The 18,881-nt window shown below is 66.4% G+C and carries 13 protein-coding genes; 2 read left to right on the top strand and 11 right to left on the bottom strand.

Annotated elements, in window-relative coordinates:
- Positions 1 to 20: 20 nt before the first annotated feature.
- From cobN to MJ602_RS13190, 4 genes are all read right to left on the bottom strand, one after another.
- Positions 21 to 4,040, bottom strand: coding sequence for a cobaltochelatase subunit CobN (gene cobN / locus MJ602_RS13205; RefSeq protein WP_243021213.1), 4,020 nt, complete (start codon positions 4,038 to 4,040; stop codon positions 21 to 23).
- 183 nt (positions 4,041 to 4,223) lie between these two features.
- On the bottom strand, positions 4,224 to 6,215 hold the full coding sequence (locus tag MJ602_RS13200) for a TonB-dependent receptor plug domain-containing protein (protein ID WP_243021211.1): 1,992 nt from the start codon (positions 6,213 to 6,215) through the stop codon (positions 4,224 to 4,226).
- 92 nt (positions 6,216 to 6,307) lie between these two features.
- Positions 6,308 to 7,336 (bottom strand): ABC transporter substrate-binding protein, encoded by a 1,029-nt coding sequence (locus tag MJ602_RS13195; protein ID WP_243021209.1) that lies wholly within the window; start codon positions 7,334 to 7,336, stop codon positions 6,308 to 6,310.
- Positions 7,337 to 7,413: 77 nt separating this feature from the next.
- On the bottom strand, positions 7,414 to 9,486 hold the full coding sequence (locus MJ602_RS13190) for a TonB-dependent receptor family protein (protein WP_423246714.1): 2,073 nt from the start codon (positions 9,484 to 9,486) through the stop codon (positions 7,414 to 7,416).
- A gap of 129 nt (positions 9,487 to 9,615) precedes the next feature.
- Between MJ602_RS13190 and MJ602_RS13185 the strand changes: the two genes are divergently transcribed.
- Together MJ602_RS13185 and xth are read left to right on the top strand one after the other, a co-directional pair.
- Entirely contained in the window at positions 9,616 to 10,329 is a 714-nt protein-coding gene (locus MJ602_RS13185) for a Crp/Fnr family transcriptional regulator (RefSeq protein ID WP_243021207.1), read from the top strand.
- Positions 10,330 to 10,382: 53 nt separating this feature from the next.
- Positions 10,383 to 11,162, top strand: coding sequence for an exodeoxyribonuclease III (gene xth / locus MJ602_RS13180; protein WP_243021206.1), 780 nt, complete (start codon positions 10,383 to 10,385; stop codon positions 11,160 to 11,162).
- A gap of 36 nt (positions 11,163 to 11,198) precedes the next feature.
- Here the strand turns inward: xth and ntrC are convergent, their stop codons facing one another.
- From ntrC to MJ602_RS13145, 7 genes are all read right to left on the bottom strand, one after another.
- A complete protein-coding gene (gene ntrC, locus MJ602_RS13175; protein ID WP_243021205.1) occupies positions 11,199 to 12,809 on the bottom strand; it encodes a nitrogen regulation protein NR(I) in 1,611 nt (536 codons plus the stop codon).
- A 45-nt stretch (positions 12,810 to 12,854) separates the two neighbouring features.
- A complete protein-coding gene (gene glnL, locus MJ602_RS13170) occupies positions 12,855 to 13,928 on the bottom strand; it encodes a nitrogen regulation protein NR(II) (RefSeq protein WP_197904983.1) in 1,074 nt (357 codons plus the stop codon).
- Between the two features lie 18 nt (positions 13,929 to 13,946).
- Complete coding sequence (locus tag MJ602_RS13165; RefSeq protein WP_162018034.1) at positions 13,947 to 14,432, bottom strand: hypothetical protein; 486 nt, start codon at positions 14,430 to 14,432, stop codon at positions 13,947 to 13,949.
- Positions 14,433 to 14,683: 251 nt separating this feature from the next.
- A complete protein-coding gene (gene glnA / locus MJ602_RS13160) occupies positions 14,684 to 16,099 on the bottom strand; it encodes a type I glutamate--ammonia ligase (protein ID WP_243021204.1) in 1,416 nt (471 codons plus the stop codon).
- Positions 16,100 to 16,265: 166 nt separating this feature from the next.
- Positions 16,266 to 17,084: a competence/damage-inducible protein A gene (locus tag MJ602_RS13155; RefSeq protein WP_243021203.1), complete on the bottom strand. Its 819-nt coding sequence runs from the start codon at positions 17,082 to 17,084 to the stop codon at positions 16,266 to 16,268.
- Positions 17,081 to 17,998 carry an EI24 domain-containing protein gene (locus tag MJ602_RS13150; protein WP_243021202.1) on the bottom strand — a complete coding sequence of 306 codons (918 nt, stop codon included), beginning with the start codon at positions 17,996 to 17,998 and terminating at the stop codon, positions 17,081 to 17,083. Before MJ602_RS13150 ends, MJ602_RS13155 begins: the two co-directional genes overlap by 4 nt.
- A gap of 35 nt (positions 17,999 to 18,033) precedes the next feature.
- Entirely contained in the window at positions 18,034 to 18,786 is a 753-nt protein-coding gene (locus tag MJ602_RS13145) for a 16S rRNA pseudouridine(516) synthase (protein WP_243021201.1), read from the bottom strand.
- Between the last annotated feature and the right edge of the window lie 95 nt (positions 18,787 to 18,881).

Raw genomic sequence — 18,881 nt, 5'->3', positions numbered from 1 at the left:
TAGCTACTTGCGCTTATCCATCAAGCGCCAAAGGCCAATTTTGCTTGAAACGAGTAACGCCGCTGCCACCAGCCGCCGCCCAGCATGACGGCGCCCAGCACCAGCGCCACCCACAGCGCCTGCCAGGTGTGGGCGGCAGGCGCGGGAGGCTGCTCGGCCACCTGCTCCAGCCGCATGCCGCTGATGGGCGGCGGGGGCGGTGGATCGGCGGCGCTCTGCGCTGCGGCGGCTGCGGCATCGGCGGGCAGGCGGCCCAGGTTCAGGCCAAAGCCTGCCGTGCCTTGGCCTGCGCCCACAAAGCGCTCGAAGGCAGCGTTGTCGGTACGCACATCGAAGCGCTGGGCCAGGTCGCGCCAGCGGTCCTTCAGCTCGGCCACGGTGGCGGCGTCGGTTTGCCAGTAGCCCTGGCGCGCGGCTTCCAGCATGCGCTCGATGTTCTGCGCCAGCGCGTGCGGGTTGTGCGCCTCGAACCATTGCTTCAGGCCCAGCTGGTGCTTGTCGCGCACGTACACGTCCACCATCTCCTGCCACTGGTCGTCGCGCACGATCTCGCGTGCCACGGCCGTCCAGCCCCAGAAGTTGTTGGTGGCGTCCAGCACCTGCAGCGTGCCCGCATAGCCCTCCTGCATCAGGCCCTGGATGTAGCCGGGGTGGAACTGGCGCGTGGCCAGCTCCTTGGCCAAAAACTGCGCCGCGCCTTCCACGCGCCCGCTGCCCCCATTGCCGGTCGCGCGCAGGTTGCTGATGTAGAGCTGCGGCGCCTTGCCGTCGAGGTGGCGCACGGCCAGGCCGATGCCGCCCAGGTACTGGAACGGATCGTCGGTGGTGAGCATGCCGTAGGTGTTGGACGTGCGCGAAAGCACCGCGCCCTCGGTGCCGCGCAGGTGCTCGGCATACAGGTTGAGGGGCTGGCCATCCTGGCCCTTGAGGTCGCCGCCCTGCAGGCTGCCCCAGGTGGATTCATCGGCGCCGTAGGCGAACTGCATGCGCGAGAGGTAGAGCTGCGCGAGCTTGCGGTCGCCCTCCTGCTTGCCCTTCCAGGTGTCGGTGGCGAGCGTGGCGTCGTCTAGGCCGGTGCCGTACTTGCCCGATTCGGACGAGTAGATGCGTGTTTCCGCTGCCGCCTGCGCGGCCTTCTCGGGCAGGCCCTGGGCGCGCAGGCGGGCGGCGATGGCGCGGGTGTGGGCCGCCACGGGGTTGGCCTCGTCACCCGGCCCCTGGGCCTGCGCGGCCAGTTGCGCGGCCTGGGCCAGGATCTTCATGGTGTTGGGGAAGTGGTCGCGGTACAGGCCGGTGGCCGACAGCACCACGTCCACGCGCTCGCGGCCCAGTGCCTTGCGCGGCACCAGCTTCACGCCGGTAACGCGGCCACCCTCGTCCCACACGGGCTCGGTGCCCAGCAGCCACAGCGCCTGCGCTTCGAGCAAACCCTGGTGGCGCATGGTCTCCACCGACCACAGCGACACGGCGAGCTTTTTGGGCGGCTGGCCCGTCAGGCGGCGATGCTCGGCAATGAGCTGCTCGGCCGCCTCCTTGCCCGCCGCCCAGGCCTGCTGGGTGGGCACGCGCGAGGGGTCGAAGCCGTAGAGGTTGCGGCCCGTGGGGTAGGCGTCGGGGTTCTTGATGGGGTCGCCGCCATAGGACGTGGGCAGGTAGCGGCCCGCCAGCACGGTGAGCAGCGCGGGCAGCTCGTTGTCGGCACCGATGGCGGCATGCCAGGCGCGGGCCTTGTCGAGCTGTTCGCGCAGCGGCGCGGGCAACGCCTGGGTGCTCTCGCCCTGCGCCACATGGCGTTGCAGCAACTGGTAGGGCGCGGTGCCGGGCAGTTGGTCGTAATCAGCCAGCAGGGCTTCGTCGGCATCGGCGGCGGGCTTGCCCGCGTGCAGCCAGGCTGCCTCCCAGAACGGGCGGCCCAGCATCAGCAGCACGGTGGCCAGGCGGTGCTGGGCCTCGGGCGCGCGGCCCAGGGTGTGCAGGCCCAGGGGTTGGGCGGTTTCGGCCAGCTCGTGCAACTGGTTGTGCAAGGCATCGACAAAGGCGGGAAACTCGGCGCGGGCGCGCTCATTCGTCCAGCCCATGTCGAGGGCTATGCGCTCCTTGGCGGCGGCGGCCAGCAGTTCGGCCTTGATCTTGTCTTTGACCACGCCCTCGTCCTGCGCCACCCAGGCGTGCAGCAGGTCGTGCATGTGGGTGAGCGCCTGGTGCAGCCCGGCGGGCTTGAAGGGCGGCGTCTGGTGGCTGATGATGACGGCGCGGCCCCGGCGTTTGGCCTGCTGGGCCTCGCCGATGTTGTCGGCGATGTAGGGGTAGGCCACCGGCAGGTCGCCCACGGCGAGCATGCCGGGGTCAGAGACGGAAAGGCCGCGCTCCTTGCCGGGCAGCCATTCCTGGCTGCCGTGCGTGCCGAAGTGCACCAGCGCGTCGCTGGCCTGCTGCTCGCGCGCCCACAGGTAGGCGGCCAGGTAGTAGTGCGAGGGCCAGGCGTTGCTGGAGTGGTAGAGCGCCTTTTCCTTGGGCTCCCATTTCTCCCCCCTGGGCGGCTGCGGCAGCACGGCGATCTTGCCCAGCATGAGGCGCGGCACCACGAACATGGCCTGGCCGCCCTGGCGAAAGACCATGGAAGACGCCTCGGGCTCGCCCCAGCGCTCGCGCAAGGCAGTCTGCACGGCGGCGGGCTGCTGGCCCAGCCAGGCACGGTAGCGCGCCACGGGCACGGTCGCGGCCAGGCCCTCGCGCAGCAGGGGTTCGAGTTCGCCCGCGCGGTAGGCGGGGGCCAGCAGACGCTGGAGCTTGGCGATGAGTTCGGGCTCGGACGGCACCTCGGTGTCATAGCCCTGGGCGCGCAGCGCGGCCAGCGTGGTCTGCAGGCTGCGCGGCACGTTGAGGAAGGAGGCCGAGAGGTTTTTCTCGCCCGGCGGGTAGTTCCAGAAGAACACCGTCAGGCGCTTGTCGGCGTTCGCTTTGCGCTGCAGCGCCACCAGGCGCAGCGCCTTGCCCACCACGGCGTCGGCCTGGGCGGGAATGGTGGCGATGGGCGCATCGCCCGCGCCGCTGGCCGAGGCGACCTGGATATCGGTCACGCCCGCGTATTCGGCCTGCGCGATGTAGAACGGCACATCCATCAACGGCACACCCTGGGGGTTGGCCTGCCAGTGCGCGGCGTCGCCACGGCGGTAGGTCATGGCCTGCAGCACGGGGATGCCCAGGCGCTCGAACTCGGCGCGGCGCATCTCGGGCATGAGCATGATCTGGGTGTTGATGAGCACGTCGGCCAGCGCCTTGCCCTGGGGGCGCAGCATGCGGTCCAGGCTGCCCGCGTCCATCATGGGGCTGTAGAAGCTCAGCGCCACGGCGCCTGCGGCCTCGATGCGGGCGATGAGGTCGTCGATGTAATCCGCCTGCACCGAGGCGATGTACTGCTGGTGCACGGCCAGCGCCACCACGGGGCGGCGCTGCGGGTCGGTGGGGTCCACCCCCGCCCAGCGCAGGTAGGCCAGCGGGTCAGCAAACACCTGGCCGGGCGCGCGCGGGTGGTACACCGCCGTCTTGGGGAAGATCACCGGGTCGGGCACGCCCTGTGCGCTCTGGCCTTTCAAATAGGCAGCCACGGTGGCCACGAAGCCCTCGAAGTTCTGCCGCCCGCCGTTGCTGTAGTAGTTCGCAAGGCGGCGGCCCAGGGCCTCATCCACCCCACCGCCCCAGGCGGGCCGGGCGTCGTACAGCCAGGCGTGCGGGGCGCGCAGGCCCGGCAGCGCGCGGGCCAGGTGCTGGCGCACCTCGTCCTGCTGGTAGCTGTCGAAGAACACCATGTCCTGCCCCTGGAACAGGCCGGCATCGGCGTCGGCCGGGATCTTGCCCAGGTAGCGCACCTGCACGGCTATGCCGTGCGGGCGCGCGATCTCGGCCAGCAGGCGGAACTTGCCCGGCGGCACGTTGGAGGTGGCGATGAACAGCACCGAGGCCGCCTGCGCTACGCCCACGGGCCATACAGGCAGAAAGGCCAGCAGGCACAGCGCCAGCCAGCGGCGAAGAAGGGACATGGGGTTCACTGGAATTCTTTGAATGAAATAGACCTCTAGCGCTTATTCAGTAAGCGCCAATAGCTATGCTTTTAATAGCATTTAGACACGGTGTGGCGCACGCCCCGGCCATCGCTTCCCCACCAGAGAGGAGGCCGGGGGTGGTTCATCACACAGTCCTTATCGCTTCACACACTCCCCTCTTCAAAAATCCACGCGCGCCGACACGAACAGGCGGCGGGCCCGCTCGGCGTAACCGAAGCTGGCGGACTTTTCCGCCAGGTTCACGTTGCCGATGTTCTCCAGCCCGGCGCGCAACGCTAGCTTGCGCTCTCCGTCCAGCGCGATCTGCTTGCCCACGCTGGCGCTCCACAGCGCGTAGGAAGGCAGGCCCTTGCCGTCGGTCGCCGTCTGGCTGCCGATGAACTCGGCCACCAGGCGGGCGCTCCAGCCCGTGGCGTTCTTCCACTCCAGACGCGAGGTCAGGCTGCTTGAGGGCCGATCGGCCAGCTTCTTGCCCGTGGTCTTGTCGCGCGTGTTGAGCAGCGTGAGGTCGTTGCTCCAGCTCCAGGCGCGGGTGATGTCCCAGGCCACGCCCGCCTCCAGGCCCCGGATGCGCGCAGCGTTGATGTTGTCGTACTGGTAGGTACGCCGCGTACCGACAGTGCTCAGCAGGCGGTAGGTGATGAGGTCTTTCACCTCGGTGTTGAAGGCCGTCGCGCGCAGCGTCCAGCCGGGCGCGGCCTGCCAGTCGGCGCCCACCTCGAAGGAGTTGGACGACTCTGGCTTCACGTTGGCATTGCCCATGAAAGTATGCGGCCCTTCGGCGCCCACGTAGTTGGGCGAGATCTGCTTGAGCGTGGGCGCCTTGAAGGCATGGCCGAAGCCGCCCTTGACGACGAGCGCCGGGCTGGCCTCCCACACCAGGTAGGCGCGCGGGCTCAGCTCGCTTCCAAAGAGCTGGTGGTTGTCGGCGCGCAGGCCGGCGGTGAGCATGAGCGACTGGCTCAGCGGCAACTCGTCCTGCACGAACAGGGCCTTGTGCGTGGCCGAGTCGCTGCCGTTCTTCAGGCCCGCGTTGACCAGGGTTTCGTCGCGCCACTCGCCACCCACGGTGAGCTGGTGGGCGCCGAGCTTGAAGCTGGCATGGCCGTCGAGCACGTCGTCCGTCATGTTCTGCGGCCGTGTGGGCGCCACGCCGTTGCTGGCCGAGTTGGTGATGTCGATCTCGCTGCGGTAGGCGCGCACGCGGCCGCGCCACTGGTCGAAGCGCCCTTCCCAGCCCACATGGGCCTGGGTGCGGTCAATGTCGTAGCTGCTGCGGTAGGCGCCCTTGGTGGTGGAGGTGGTGTCGTAGAAGCGGCGCTCGTTGTTGCCCGTCCAGCCGGCCTCCAGGGTTTGCTGCGGCGTCAGCGCGAAGCTGGCACTCAGGCCGCCGGCCTGCGAGTGGTGGCCCTCGATTTCAGAGACGCGCGGGTCCTTGCGGTCCGCCACGGGGGCGGCGTGCGAGACCTCGCCGTTCACGCGCAGCGTGAGGCGCTCACCCACCGGCCCGGCGGCGAACACCGAGGCCTTGCCCGTGGGCTCGCCCTCGCTCGCACTGGTGGGGTTGCTGCCCGTGATGCCGACCGAGCCGATCCAGCGGTCCTTGGGCTGGCGCGTCACCATGTTGACCACGCCGCCCAGCGCCTCGGAGCCGTAGAGCGCGGACATGGGGCCCCGGATGACCTCGATGCGCTCGATGGCCGACATGGGGAGCCAGCCGTATTGGTAGTCGGAGTGGCCCACCACGTCGTCGGACGCGCTGATGCGCCGCCCGTCGATCAGCGTGAGCGTGTGCTTGCCTTCCAGGCCGCGCAGCGCCAGCGTCTTGCGCCCGCCCACCTGGCGCGGCGAGAGCGTGAGGCCGGGCGCGCCGCGCACGGCGTCGAGCAGATCGGTGGCGTTGCGCGCCTCCAGCTCCTCGCGGCCGATCACGGTGACGCTGGCGGGCGCGGTGCGCGCGTCCTGCTCGGCCAGGGTGGCGGTGACGGTGACGGCGGGCAGCGCCGTGGCGGAGTCCTGTGCCAGCAGCTCGGGCGCCGTGGCGGACTGGGCCCGCGCCTGCGCGCCCGCCAGCAGCAACAGCGCGGCCAGGGCCACGGGGCGGCGCGCCAGGGCGCTGCGGGAGAGGGAGCGGGAAACGTCAAGAACCATGGTGAAAAACTCCTGAGTCGAAAAAACCAGTGAAGACCCAGGTGGCGGCGGCTGCCGGGGATGCATTCGCGAAAGGGGAACAGCGGGTGGCCTCAGCCGGGCGCGTAGAACGCGGCGGGGGGCAGCTTGCCCCCGAGCAGACCGGGGTTGCGCGCCATGAGCTGGCCGAAGAAAAACTCCAGCTCCTCGCGCGCCTGCGGCAAGGGCACGGCGTCCATCTGGCTCACGGCGATGGCGTCGGCCACGGCCTCGGGGGTGAGCAGGTCGATGTGGCGGGCCATCATGCGGCCGCATTCCATGGCGTTGTCGCGGCACCAAGCCAGCGATTGCGCGTAGGCCCGCGTGACGGCGGCCAGCGCCTCGGGCCGCGCGCGCAGGGCGCCCACGGCGGCGATGCCCGCTTGCGGCAGGCGCGCGGGGCGCTGGTACAGGCGGCCCCATTCCTGCTGCATGTCGGCGCCCCGGTGCAGCTCGGGCGCGATCAGGCCCACGGGGAAGGATTGGGTCTTGCGCAGTGCCAGCGACACGCCCGGCTCGGTCAGCAGCGCGTGCGAGACGCGGCGCGTGATGAGCAACTGCATGGCCTCCATGGGCGTGGGCACGTAGCGGATGCGGAAGTCGCGCAGCGGGTCCAGCCCCTGCCTGGCCGCGAGCAGCTGCAGCACGATGTCGGGCATGTCACCCCGGAACGGCACGGAGATTTCCTCGCCCTTGAAAGCCGCCAGCGTCTTGCGCGCCGCATCGCGCGTGACGATCCACTGCGAGCCCCAGGTGGAGATGTTGAGCAGCGCCACCCCAGCCCCCCGGTTGTAGAGGTTGGCCGCCACGTTGCTGGGCATGGCCAGCACGTCGGCCTTGCCGCCCATGGCCATCATGCGCAGCTGGTCGGGGTCGCGCCAGGAAGTGAACACGGTGCGCTGCGCCACGCCCTGCAATGCGTTGGTTTCAGCCATGTGGATCAGCGGCGCCGAGACGATGGCGGGCGGCCCGGCCAGCGTGATCTGCGGCAGCGGCGCAGCCACGCCCAGCGCGGGCGCGGCGGCCAGGGGCGCGGCCAGCCAGGCCAGGGCCTGGCGGCGCGAGAGCGGGGTCTGCGGGATCAGGAAAGAATCATCGTGCATGGTCGTCGTGCTCCACGCCCATCGCGGCCCGGTGCCGGCGAGGCACGGGCCGCAAGGGCGCACCGGAAAATCGAAAATCAGAACCTGTAGGTCAAGCCTGCGGTGAGGCTGCGCCCCAGGCCGGGCAGATAGCCCGGTTGTGTGGCGGTGGCCTGGTTGCGGATGGCGTAGCTGCTGGCGTAGCGGCGGTCGGTCACGTTGTCGGCCTGCAGGTACACGGCCCAGGGGCCTTCGCGCCATTCGACCTTCAGGCCCAGCAGCGCATACGACTCCTGCTGCGTGCCCGGCGTGTTGGCGTGGTCGGTGGGCGTGCTCACCGGCACCCAGCGCAGGTTGGGGCCGAAGCGCCAGGCACCCATGCGCACCATCAATTCGGCGTTGAGCAGGTGGCGTGGCACGCCGGCGATCTGCTTGCCGGCGTACTCGCCCGCACGGAAGCGGAAGTCGCTGTAGGTCCAGCTTGCGCGGTAGTCCAGCGCGCCGGTGCCCATGCGCTGGCTGCCCGAGAGGCCCAGCTCCACGCCCTGGTGCAGCGTGCCGCCCCGGTAGTTGTAGGTGCCGACCTTGATGCCGTTGGCGTCGGTGGTGGAGATGAGTTCGTCGGCGACCACGCTGCGGTACACCGCCGCGTTCCATTGCAGGGCCTGCGCGCCCTCGCTCAGGCGGCCCTGGCCTCCGAGTTCGAGCGTGGTGGCGCGCTGCATCTTCAGGCGCACCAGTTCGGCGCTGGCGGCAGCCGGGTTGTTGGGCGCCACGGTGGCGCTAAGGATTTCCCAATAGGTGGGCGCCTCCTGGCTGCGGCTGAGGTTGGCCCACAGGCGCGTGGTGGGCGAAAGTTCCCAGTTCACGCCGAGCTTGGGCGTGGCGAAATTCCAGCTTTGGTCAAGCTGGGCCGCGCTGGTGCGGCTGGCGGCGTCGCGCGTGATCTGGCTCCACTGCAGGCCGCCCAGCACCGTCCAGCCCGGCGCCACGCGCCAGTCGGCCGCCGCCAGGGCCTGCAGGTTGCGGGCGTCCAGGTCGTAGGAGCCGAAGCGCTGCATCTGCTGGCCGTTGGCCGGGTTGGTGGCGTACAGGTCGCGCTCCATCTGGCTTTGCGCCCACGACAGCGCGGTGCGCCAGCCCACGGCCCCGGCCGCGCCATCGGGCCGGCCGCTGGCCTGCCACTGCGCGCCGGTGGTGCGGCTGTGCGTCACGGTGTGGCTGGTCTGGTTGTTGAACAGGTCGTCTGTATCCTGCCAGTACACGCCCACTTCCTGGCGCAGCGCTTCGTTGCCCCAGGTGGAGCGGTTGGCCAGGCGCAGCTGCGTGGCCTCGCGGCGCGGGTCGCGCTTGTACACGTTGAGCAGCTGGTCCTGCGGCGTCTTGCCGTCGCCCATGACGCCGCGCGGGTCGGAGCCGACGCGATCCTTGGGCACCACGCTGGGAATCTGGAAGGCCAGGTCGGTCCAGTTCAGGTAGGTGCGGTTCTGGAAACCACCGTCGCCCTGGAAGCCCACGTTGGCCTGCAAGGCATCGCGCTGCGAGGCGGAGTGGTGCCGGTAGCCGTCGTAGCGGTCGCTGCTGACGGACACGCGACCGTCGAGCTGCTCGCCCACCGCGCCCACGGCGCCCTGCAGGCCCTGGCGGCCGAAGCTGCCCACTTCGGCGCGCACGCGACCGCGCTCGTCGGCCCCCGTGAGCGAAACGAAGTCCACCTCGCCGCCCAGGGTGGTGGCGCCCGGCGTGGTGGCATTGGCGCCGCGCCGGGCGCTGATGTAGGCCGCGTTGCGCGGCTCGACCAAGCCGATGATGAAGGAGCCGTCGGCCTCGTTCAGCGGCAGGCCGTCCTGCAGCAGCAGCACGCCCCGGTTCACCGGGTTGCTCTGAATGCCCGAGCCGCGAATGCCCAGGCGCGGCTGGTCGGTGCCGCCAAAGAAGTCCTGCAGCACGATGCCGGGCTGGTAATCCAGCGCGTCGCGCAGCGTGGCCAGGCGCGCCTCTTTCTGCGGCTCGGCCAGGTTGGTGCCACCGGGCACCTGCGCCAGTTGCTCGCGCTCTTGCTCGACGGTTTTGCGTGCAGGCATCTCGGCGCTGGAGCGGCTCGATTGCACGGTGACGGAAGGCAGGCTGGCCGCATTCTGGGTCTGGGCCTGCGCAGCCAGGGCGGACATCAGCACTACACCGGCGGTGGCCCGCAGGACGAAGCCGGTGGAGTTCGGGGAGAGGATCGGTTGCATGTAAATATTGTTGGTAGTAATTCGCATTTGCAATATGATCCGAGAAACCACCTGTATCCGACAATGACTTTTGTCAACATCCAGAGCACGCCGCAGCTTGTGATCCACCGATTGGCCCTGCACCCGCTGCTGCGCGAGTTGCCGGTCGACCTTCTGCAGGGGCTGTGCGTGCGTGCCGAAATGCGCCACTACAAGGCCGGGGAAGTGATCTTTCACGAAGGCGACCCTGCCCTGCACTGGCTGCTGGTGGAGCGCGGTCATGTGGAGCTGGTGCGCTTTGGCTGCGACGGCAACGAGCGCGTGTACCACCGCTTTGGCGCAGGCCAATGCGTGGCCGAGGTGGCCATGTTCATGGCGCATGGCCGCTATCCCATGCAGGCCCGGGCCGTGGGTGGCACCACAGTGTGGCGCATGGAGCGGCAGATACTGCAGCAGGCCTGCGCCAGCCACCCTGCCCTGGCGCTGCGCCTGCTCGAGGATTTCAGCCGCAGGCTGTACCACTACATCAACGAGGTGGAGTGGCTGACCGTGAGCAGCGCCCCCCAGCGGCTGGCCGCCTACCTGCTGCGTTTGGCCGAACAGCAGGGGCTGCGCCTGGAGCTGCCCGCCAGCCAGCGCCAACTGGCCGCCCACCTGGGCATCCGCCCCGAAACCCTGAGCCGCCTGCTGGCGCAGTGGCAGGCGCGTGAATGGCTCAGTGGCGAGCGGCGCCATTGGACGCTGCTGGACACCACCCCACTGCGCCGCCTGGCCGGGGCGCTGGTGCGCACGTTCTGAAAATGCCGCGCGCAAGCGCTACCATCGGGCGCTTTCCACTGCCCGAGCCTGCCATGCAAATTGCCACCTGGAACGTCAACTCCCTGAGCGTACGCCTGCCCCAGGTGCTGGACTGGCTGGCCGCGCACCCGGTGGATGTGCTGTGCCTGCAGGAGCTCAAGCTCACCGAAGACAAATTCCCCTTCATGGAGCTGCACGCAGCCGGCTACGAGGCCGTGGCGTTCGGGCAGAAGACTTACAACGGCGTGGCGATTCTGACGCGCACAGCGCCCACAGCTGTGGTGCGCAACATTCCCGGCTTTGAGGATGAACAGGCACGCGTGATCGCGGCCACGGTGGAAACGCCCCAAGGCCCACTGCGCGTGCTCAACGGCTATTTCGTCAACGGCCAGGCGCCGGGCACGGACAAGTTCGCCTACAAGCTGCGCTGGCTGCAGGCCCTGCACGACTGGGTGGCCAGTGAATTGGCGGCGCATCCGCGCCTGGTGCTGCTGGGCGACTTCAACGTGGCGCCCGAAGACCGCGACTCTTACGACCCCGTGGGCCTGGCGGGCACCATCCACCACACGCCCGAAGAGCGTGGGCACTTCCAGGCGCTGCTGGCCTTGGGCCTGGTGGATGCGTTCCGCCTGTTCGATCAGCCCGACAAGAGCTTTTCGTGGTGGGACTACCGCATGCTGGGTTTCCAGAAGAACCGGGGGCTGCGCATCGACCACATGCTGGTGAGCCCGGCGCTGCGCCCCGCCGTGGCGGCCTGCACCATCGACCGCGCTCCGCGCAAGAACCCCCAACCCAGCGACCACGCGCCGGTGGTGCTGGAATTGACACTTTAATTTGCTATTATTTTTATAGCTATTGGCGCTTGTAAATCAAGCGCTGTAGCCGTTTTTTGCTTCATCCACACCGTCCAGGCCCAGCTCCTGGATCTTGCGGGTGATGGTGTTGCGGCCAATGCCCAGGCGCTGGGCGGCCTCCATGCGGCGACCGTGGGTGGCCGCCAGCGCGGTGCGAATCAGGCGTGACTCGAAGCGGTGCGCCAGCACATCCCAAATATCGTTCTGGCCCGCGGCCAGCAGGCCCTGGGCTTCGCGCTCCAGGGCTTGCTCCCAGGCGGTGGCATCTGCCCCATCGACCAGCGGGTGCGCAGCAAGCGGCGACGGACTGCCCGGCGGCAACGCGACGGGTCGGTGCGCCACGGCTGAAACGCCTGCCACGGGCACGGGTGCCGCCACGGCAGGCAGGGGTTCTGCCGCCGGCTCCGCCAACGGCGATGTGGCCAGCAGCGGATCGGTGGTGGCGCTGGGGGCCTCCAGCACCTCGGGCGGCAGGTCCTGCACCGAAATGGTTTGTGCGGGCGCCATGACCGTGAGCCAGTGGCAGATGTTTTCCAACTGGCGCACGTTGCCCGGAAAGCCGAACTGCCCCAGGCGCGCCAAAGCAGCGTCAGAAATGCGCTTGGGCTCCACCCCCAGCTGGCGCGCGCTTTGCTGCAGGAAATGGCGCGTGAGCATGGGCACGTCCTCGCGCCGCTCACGCAGCGCCGGCAGGCGCAGACGGATGACGTTGAGGCGGTGGAACAAGTCTTCGCGAAACACACCGTCCTTGACGCGCTGCTCCAGGTTCTGGTGCGTGGCAGCAATCACGCGCACATGGGCCTTGACGGCGGCATGGCCGCCGACGCGGTAGAACTGGCCGTCCGACAGCACGCGCAGCAGGCGCGTCTGCAGGTCGAAAGGCATGTCGCCGATCTCGTCGAGGAACAGCGTGCCGCCCTCGGCCTGCTCGAAGCGCCCACGCCGCTGCGTCTGCGCGCCGGTGAAGGCGCCGCGCTCGTGGCCGAAGAGTTCGGATTCGAGCAGATCTTTAGGGATGGCGGCCGTGTTGATGGCCACGAAGGGGCCACCCGCCACGGGCGAATGCTTGTGCAGCGCGCGCGCCACCAGCTCCTTGCCCGAGCCCGATTCGCCGGTGATCAGCACGGTGACCTGGCTCTGGCTCAGGCGCCCAATGGCACGGAACACGTCCTGCATGGCCGGTGCCTGGCCCAGCATTTCCGGGGCCACCTCGTGCGCGTCCTGGGCCACTGATTCGCGCTCGCTTTCCTGCACGGCGCGGCGGATCAGCTCCACTGCCTTGGGCAGGTCAAAGGGCTTGGGCAGATATTCAAAAGCGCCGCGCTGGAAGGCCGATACCGCACTGTCCAGGTCGGAGAACGCCGTCATGATGATGACGGGCAGCCCCGGTTGCAGGGCATGCACCTTTTCCAGCAGTTGCAGACCATTGCCGCCGGGCATGCGGATGTCGCTGACCAGCACCTGCGGCGCGCTGTGCTGCACATCGCCGCCCTGCAGGGCTTCGAGCGCATCGAGCACCTCGCGCGGGTGCGTGAAGCTGCGCGTGGGCAGGTTCTCGCGCGCCAGGGCCTTCTCGAGCACGAAGCGGATCGAGGGGTCGTCATCTACTATCCAGATCGGCTTCATGGGCTTGGGTGCTTCCACAGGTTGGTGCAGCGGGTCGTAGGTTCCTCAGGGCAAGGGAATCAGGATGCGGAAATCGGTGCGACCGGGTCTGCTTTCGCATTCGATCATGCCGTGGTGACGCTGCACAAAGGTTTGCGCCAACGTCAGCCCCAGCCCCGAACCGCCGTCCCGGCCCGACACCAGGGGATAGAAGATCCGATCCCGTATGGCGTCGGGCACGCCTGGCCCGTTGTCGATGACATGCAATTCCAGTGCCAGCCTGTAGCGCTGGCGCCCAAAAGTCACCTGCCGGGCCACGCGGGTGCGCAGGGTGATGCAGGCATCCCCGGCGGCAATGCGTTCGGCCAGGGCCTGGGCTGCGTTCTGCACGATATTGAGCAAGGCCTGGATCAGCTGGGCGCGGTCGCCCCGGAATTCAGGGATGGAGGTGTCGTAGTCGCGCACCACGCGCAGGCCCTGGGGGTGCTCCACCAGGATCAGCGAACGCACCCGCTCGCAGACCTCGTGGATGTTGACGTCGCCCACCTGGTGCGGGTGGCGGTGCGGCGCCAGCAAGCGGTCCACCAGTGCCTGCAGGCGGTCGGCCTCGTGGACGATGACTTCGGTGTACTCGGTCAGCTCGGGGTTTTGCAACTCCATTTCCAGAAGCTGCGCTGCGCCACGGATGCCGCCCAGGGGGTTCTTGATCTCGTGGGCCAGGTTGCGGATCAGCTCCTTGTGCGCCTGCGCTTGCTCCAGCAGGCGGTCTTCGCGGTCCTGTCGCGCCTGCTGCTCCAGCGGCCACAGCTCCACGACCAGCTCATCGCCCTGCCCTGGCGACACGTTCACATGCACCGGCAAGGGCTCCTGGTGCAGGCGTTTGAGGCCTGCCTCGTAGCGCAGGGCCTCGAAGTCCTGGCTGCGCGCCCCGGCGAGCGCTGTTTGCAGCAGGGCGGGTTCGGTAAAACACATTGAGAAGTCTGCGCCCTCCAGGGTGCGACGCGACATGCCCAGTTGCTGCTCCAGTGCGGCATTGGCAAACATCACGGCGCCGTCGGGCCGCAACACCGCCACCAGCACGGAGAGCCAGTCGAGGGCCAGCATGTGCGCGGGGACGCCCGCAGGATGGGTCAATGGCATGCGGGCGCAGCGCGGCTCTCAAGGTGTAGGCAAACGGCTGAGTTCGCGTTGTATGCCCTCAATGTCGCTTTCGCTGCGGGCAATGCTCGCCTTGAGTTCAGCAGTCCGTTCTTGGTATTTTTGCGGGTTGCGCAGGTCCAGGGCATTGCGCTCCGGAGCCCCGTTGTTGTATTCCTTCACCAACTCTGCACGGCGCGCCTGCGCCTTGCGCAGTTCGGCCTCCAGAATGGCGCGTGCGTCGGAATCACGCGCACGCTGGTCGTTGGCCGTGACCTTGGGAGCACCGGCCGGGGAGCTGGGCTTGGCCGCACCGGAAGCCGCTACAGCAGGGCGCGTACCCTCCACCACCGTCACGTTACCCCCATCCACCGGCTTGCATCCACGCTCACGGGCTTGGTTGGCGTTGTTGGTGTATTCGTTGCCGCATCGGTAGATGGTGTTTTGCGCCTGCGCGGCCGAAGCAGCCCCCAGGGCCAGCAACAGCGGCAGACAACGTGCGCTCATCAGTTTCAGGTTCATACGGTTTTCTCGCAAGCAGCCACCACGGCGGGCTGTGGGCAGGACGGTGTGGAAGTATCGCCCAAAGCAGCGCCATCTCCAATCGCTGCCTGTCATGCGTCTGCAACGAAGGGCAACGCCGTGAGGTCCATGCCACGGTGGAGCCGCATCACGCGCCATGGTTCCGCACATCGGTCACAGCCCCCCAGAAATGACAAAGCGGCCCGGAGACCGCTTTGTCGTGTTCGCCCAGGGGATCAGAGCGAGTAGTACATGTCGAACTCGGTCGGGGTGACCTCGATGCGCGCACGGGTGACTTCCTGCATCTTCAGCTCAATGAAGGCGTCGAGCATGGAGTCGCTGAACACGCCGCCCTTGGTCAGGAAGGCACGGTCCTTGTCCAGGTATTCCAGCGCCTGATCCAGGCTGTGACACACGGTGGGCACCAGCTTGTCTTCTTCCGGGGGCAGGTGGTACAGGTCCTTGGTGGCGGCTTCGCCTGGATGGATCTTGTTTTCCACGCCGTCCAGACCTGCCATCAGCAGTGCGGCAAAGCACAGGTAGGGGTTGGCCATCGGATCGGGGAAGCGGGCTTCCACGCGGCGGCCCTTGGGGTTGGCCACGTAAGGGATGCGGATCGATGCCGAGCGGTTCTTGGCCGAGTAGGCCAGCTTGACGGGCGCTTCGAAGTGCGGCACCAGTCGCTTGTAGCTGTTGGTGGTGGGGTTGGTAATGGCGTTCAGGGCACGGGCGTGCTTGATGATGCCGCCGATGTAGTACAGCGCAAAATCGCTCAGGCCGGCATAGCCATCGCCAGCAAACAGGTTCTTGCCATCCTTCCAGACCGACTGGTGCACGTGCATGCCAGAGCCGTTGTCGCCATGGTAGGGCTTGGGCATGAAGGTCGCGGTCTTGCCATAGGCATTGGCCACGTTCCAGATGACGTACTTGAGGTTCTGCGTCCAGTCGGCGCGCTCGACCAGAGTGGAGAACTTGGTGCCGATTTCGCACTGGCCCGCGCCCGCCACTTCGTGGTGGAACACTTCCACCGGAATGCCCAGGCTTTCCAGAATCAGCGACATTTCGGCACGCATGTCGTGGGTCGTGTCCACGGGAGGAACGGGGAAATAACCGCCCTTGGTGCGCGGACGGTGGCCACGGTTGCCGCCTTCGAGCTTGGCACCCGTGTTCCAGGGGGCTTCGTACTCTTCGATCTCGTAGAAGCCGCGACCGGGTTCGGTGCTCCAGCGCACGTTGTCGAACAGGAAAAACTCGGGCTCAGGACCGAAGAAAGCCGTATCGCCCAGGCCGGAGGCCTTCAGGTAGGCTTCAGCGCGGCGCGCCACGGAGCGGGGATCGCGGTCATAGGCCTTGCCGTCGCCCGGCTCGATCACATCGCACTGCAGGAACAGCGTGGTTTCCTCGAAGAACGGATCGACGTTGGCCGTGTTGGGATCGGGCATCAGAAGCATGTCCGAGGCCTCAATACCTTTCCAACCCGCAATCGAGGAACCGTCAAAAGCGTGTCCCGAAGAGAACTTGTCTTCATCGAAGGCAGAAATGGGCACGGTCACGTGCTGTTCTTTGCCACGGGTGTCGGTGAAACGGAAGTCCACGAACTTGACTTCGTTCTCCTTCACCATTTTCATCACGTCTGCAACGGTCTTGGCCATCAGGTTCTCCTGGGTAGAGGGCTGTTAAGAAAGGTGCTATCAACTAGCAGGGAGTGTGCCAGCTGCAACTCCAAGAAATAGGGATCATCCGGTGCGCAGTCTTGGACGACCTCTTATGATTGTCTGCGCTATGTTGGTGCAATGACGCGCGACAGATCAAGGACCGTCAATCACGCACCATTTCAGGGCCTAGTTTTGCACCAAAATGGTGCAATCCATCGATCAGGTCCTTCCAGGCCGCCAAACTGTCCGTCGCCAAACCCTTGACACCCAGTTCGATATGGCGACCGTGCACCGGGTGATCCACGCTAGGCAGGCTGAACACCCGAACCCCAGAATGGGTGGCTTCAATCCTCTGCATCAAGGGCGTCAGCGTGGACTCCAGGGCCTCGTACACGATCACCGATCGTTCTACCTTGGCCTGACTGCCGAACAAATGGGCATACTGCGTGTCCAGCACCCATTCCAGCATGGGCCAGGCCATGACCGGGAAGCCGGGGAAAAAATGGACGCTCCCCCCGGCGGATCCACTGCAACTGAACCCTGGAATTTTGTTGTATGGGTTGGGGATGATGGACGCTCCTTGCGGGAAACACCCCATGTTCAAGCGGTGAATGTTGTCGGGCCGCTCTGGGTCAAACACCTCTCCTTTTTCCTGAGCCATCGCCTGCATGCGTTCGCGAATCAACTCCGCCGCCAACGGATGCAACTGCAGGGACACATCCAGAGCCTGCGCGGCACATAGACGGGTATGGTCATCAGGCGTCGCACCAATGCCGCCGGTGCAGAAAACCACATCGCCCGAAGCAAAGGCCCTGGACAGCACGGCCTTGATGCGCTCTGGCTCATCACCCACGTACTCCGCATACGACAGCGCCAAGCCGCGATCAGAGAGCAGGTCAATCACTTTGTTGAGATGCTTGTCGGCTCTTTTTCCCGACAGGATTTCGTCTCCAACGACAATCAATCCAAATTGAGGCGTCATGGTTTCGGCTCTTGATCCATGGGTAGTTGCAAGGGCAGTTGCACAGACAATCCTGTCGGCTCGGACGCTGGGGGAACGGGATCTGCCTCCGCGCCAGCGGCAGAAACTTGCTCAAGCCGCAGACGCTCCAGCGCCGCCAAGCAATAGTGAATGAACCACAACGAGGAGAAAACAAAGACCAGGGTGTAAATCCATATGGCCAAGGGAATCAGGATGAAAAAGGCGGCAACAAAAAGCACCCCAGAGGCCCAAACCACCGCCGGAGCAGCCCCCAGGAACCCCGTCACCACGCCCATCACCAAGAGGCTCATCTTGTGCCGCTCAAACAGCGCGATGCGCTCCTGTCGGCTCGCATGTTCGGCCAACGCATCAAAAGCCATCACCCGATAGGTCAGCCAGCCCCAGATCAAGGGTGGCAATATCAAAACCAAGGGCGGGATCAGCCACAAGGGCATGGAAAGGATGAGCGCAACGAAAGCCAACGAAGTGGAGCCCAGTGACCAAGCCACGCTCCAGAGGAATGATCCCCCTTGCTTGCGTTCGAGCAGCGGAAAACGCCGTTGCGCCACCAGTGACAAGAGCGATGGTGTGGCCAGAAACGCCACCGCCAGCAGCGAAACCATCACCACCACTGGCGCCAATGCCAAAACGACAAGAAGTGGAATCACCCAGGCTTTTGCACCACCCCAACCCCAATCCTCTAGGCGAAGCCAAAACGACTCCAGGAGCGGCCACCCATCGAGCCATGCGGCAGCCAGATCAAGCGCGGGCTGCCAAAAAAAGTAACCAAGAACCAAAGCCCCCACTGCCATGAGTATCAGGGGCAGCAGCGAAAGTGCGATCACGCGCGGATGCACACAGTAGATTGCCGCACGCCAAATTGCATCAAACATCAATCCCATGCTGGCAAGCATACCCTGTCCCGTCGCATTCGGGTGACAGGCAAAGTTCAGGGGCTCTGGGTCAGTGCGTCAATTTCCTCCGCCTGCAACCAACGCCATTGACCCGGTCCCAAATCCTCAGGCAGTTCCAGTACCCCGATCCGAAAACGATGCAGTTGCTCCACTCGGTTGCCTACCGCGGCCACCATTCGTTTGACCTGATGGAACTTCCCTTGGGTCAACGTAAGCTCCAACACGTGGCTTGCCGTCTGTTTACACTCGGCCGCAGCAATCCGAACGCTTTCGTCATGCAGTAACACCCCCGCCACCAATTGCCGGACCTGCTCTGGGCGGATCTCATGTTTGGTGGTGACCTTGTATACCTTGGGCACCTTTTTTTTGGGTGAGGTCGTCTTGTGGATGAACTGCCCATCATCCGACAACACCAACATTCCCGTCGTGTCTTGATCCAGCCGCCCCACGGCCTGAACCCCTGAAATCGCTCCGCGTCCCGGCCGTTGACGCAGTGGTGGCGGGAGCAAGGTGTAAATGCTAGGGTGCACTGCAGGCTTGTGCGAGCACTCTGTGCCCGTGGGCTTGTGCATGAGTATGTATGCATGCTCCTGGAACGGCCAGCGCTCACCATTCACGGAGAACCACAATTCCAAAGGCTCAAACGATTGCAACGGATCCAGACATTCGATGCCGTCAACATCTGGACAGCCTGCAGGCCATACACGCACATGGCCTTGCTGGATCAACCCACAACATACACGCCTCGTTCCGAAGCCTTGCGAATATAGGATGTCCTGCAATTGCATACCACGTCTGTCCATTAATTGAAATCATTTCCCCAAGCAGAAGCGCCCCGCACTGTATTAGTGCGGGGCGCTGCTGGGCTGGAATAGGAGCCTGA

The organism is Simplicispira sedimenti, from assembly GCF_022760965.1.
In the GTDB taxonomy this organism is placed as follows: domain Bacteria; phylum Pseudomonadota; class Gammaproteobacteria; order Burkholderiales; family Burkholderiaceae_C; genus Simplicispira; species Simplicispira sedimenti.
Note: the sequence above shows the minus strand (reverse complement) of the source record. Positions and strands in the feature narration are given on the sequence as shown.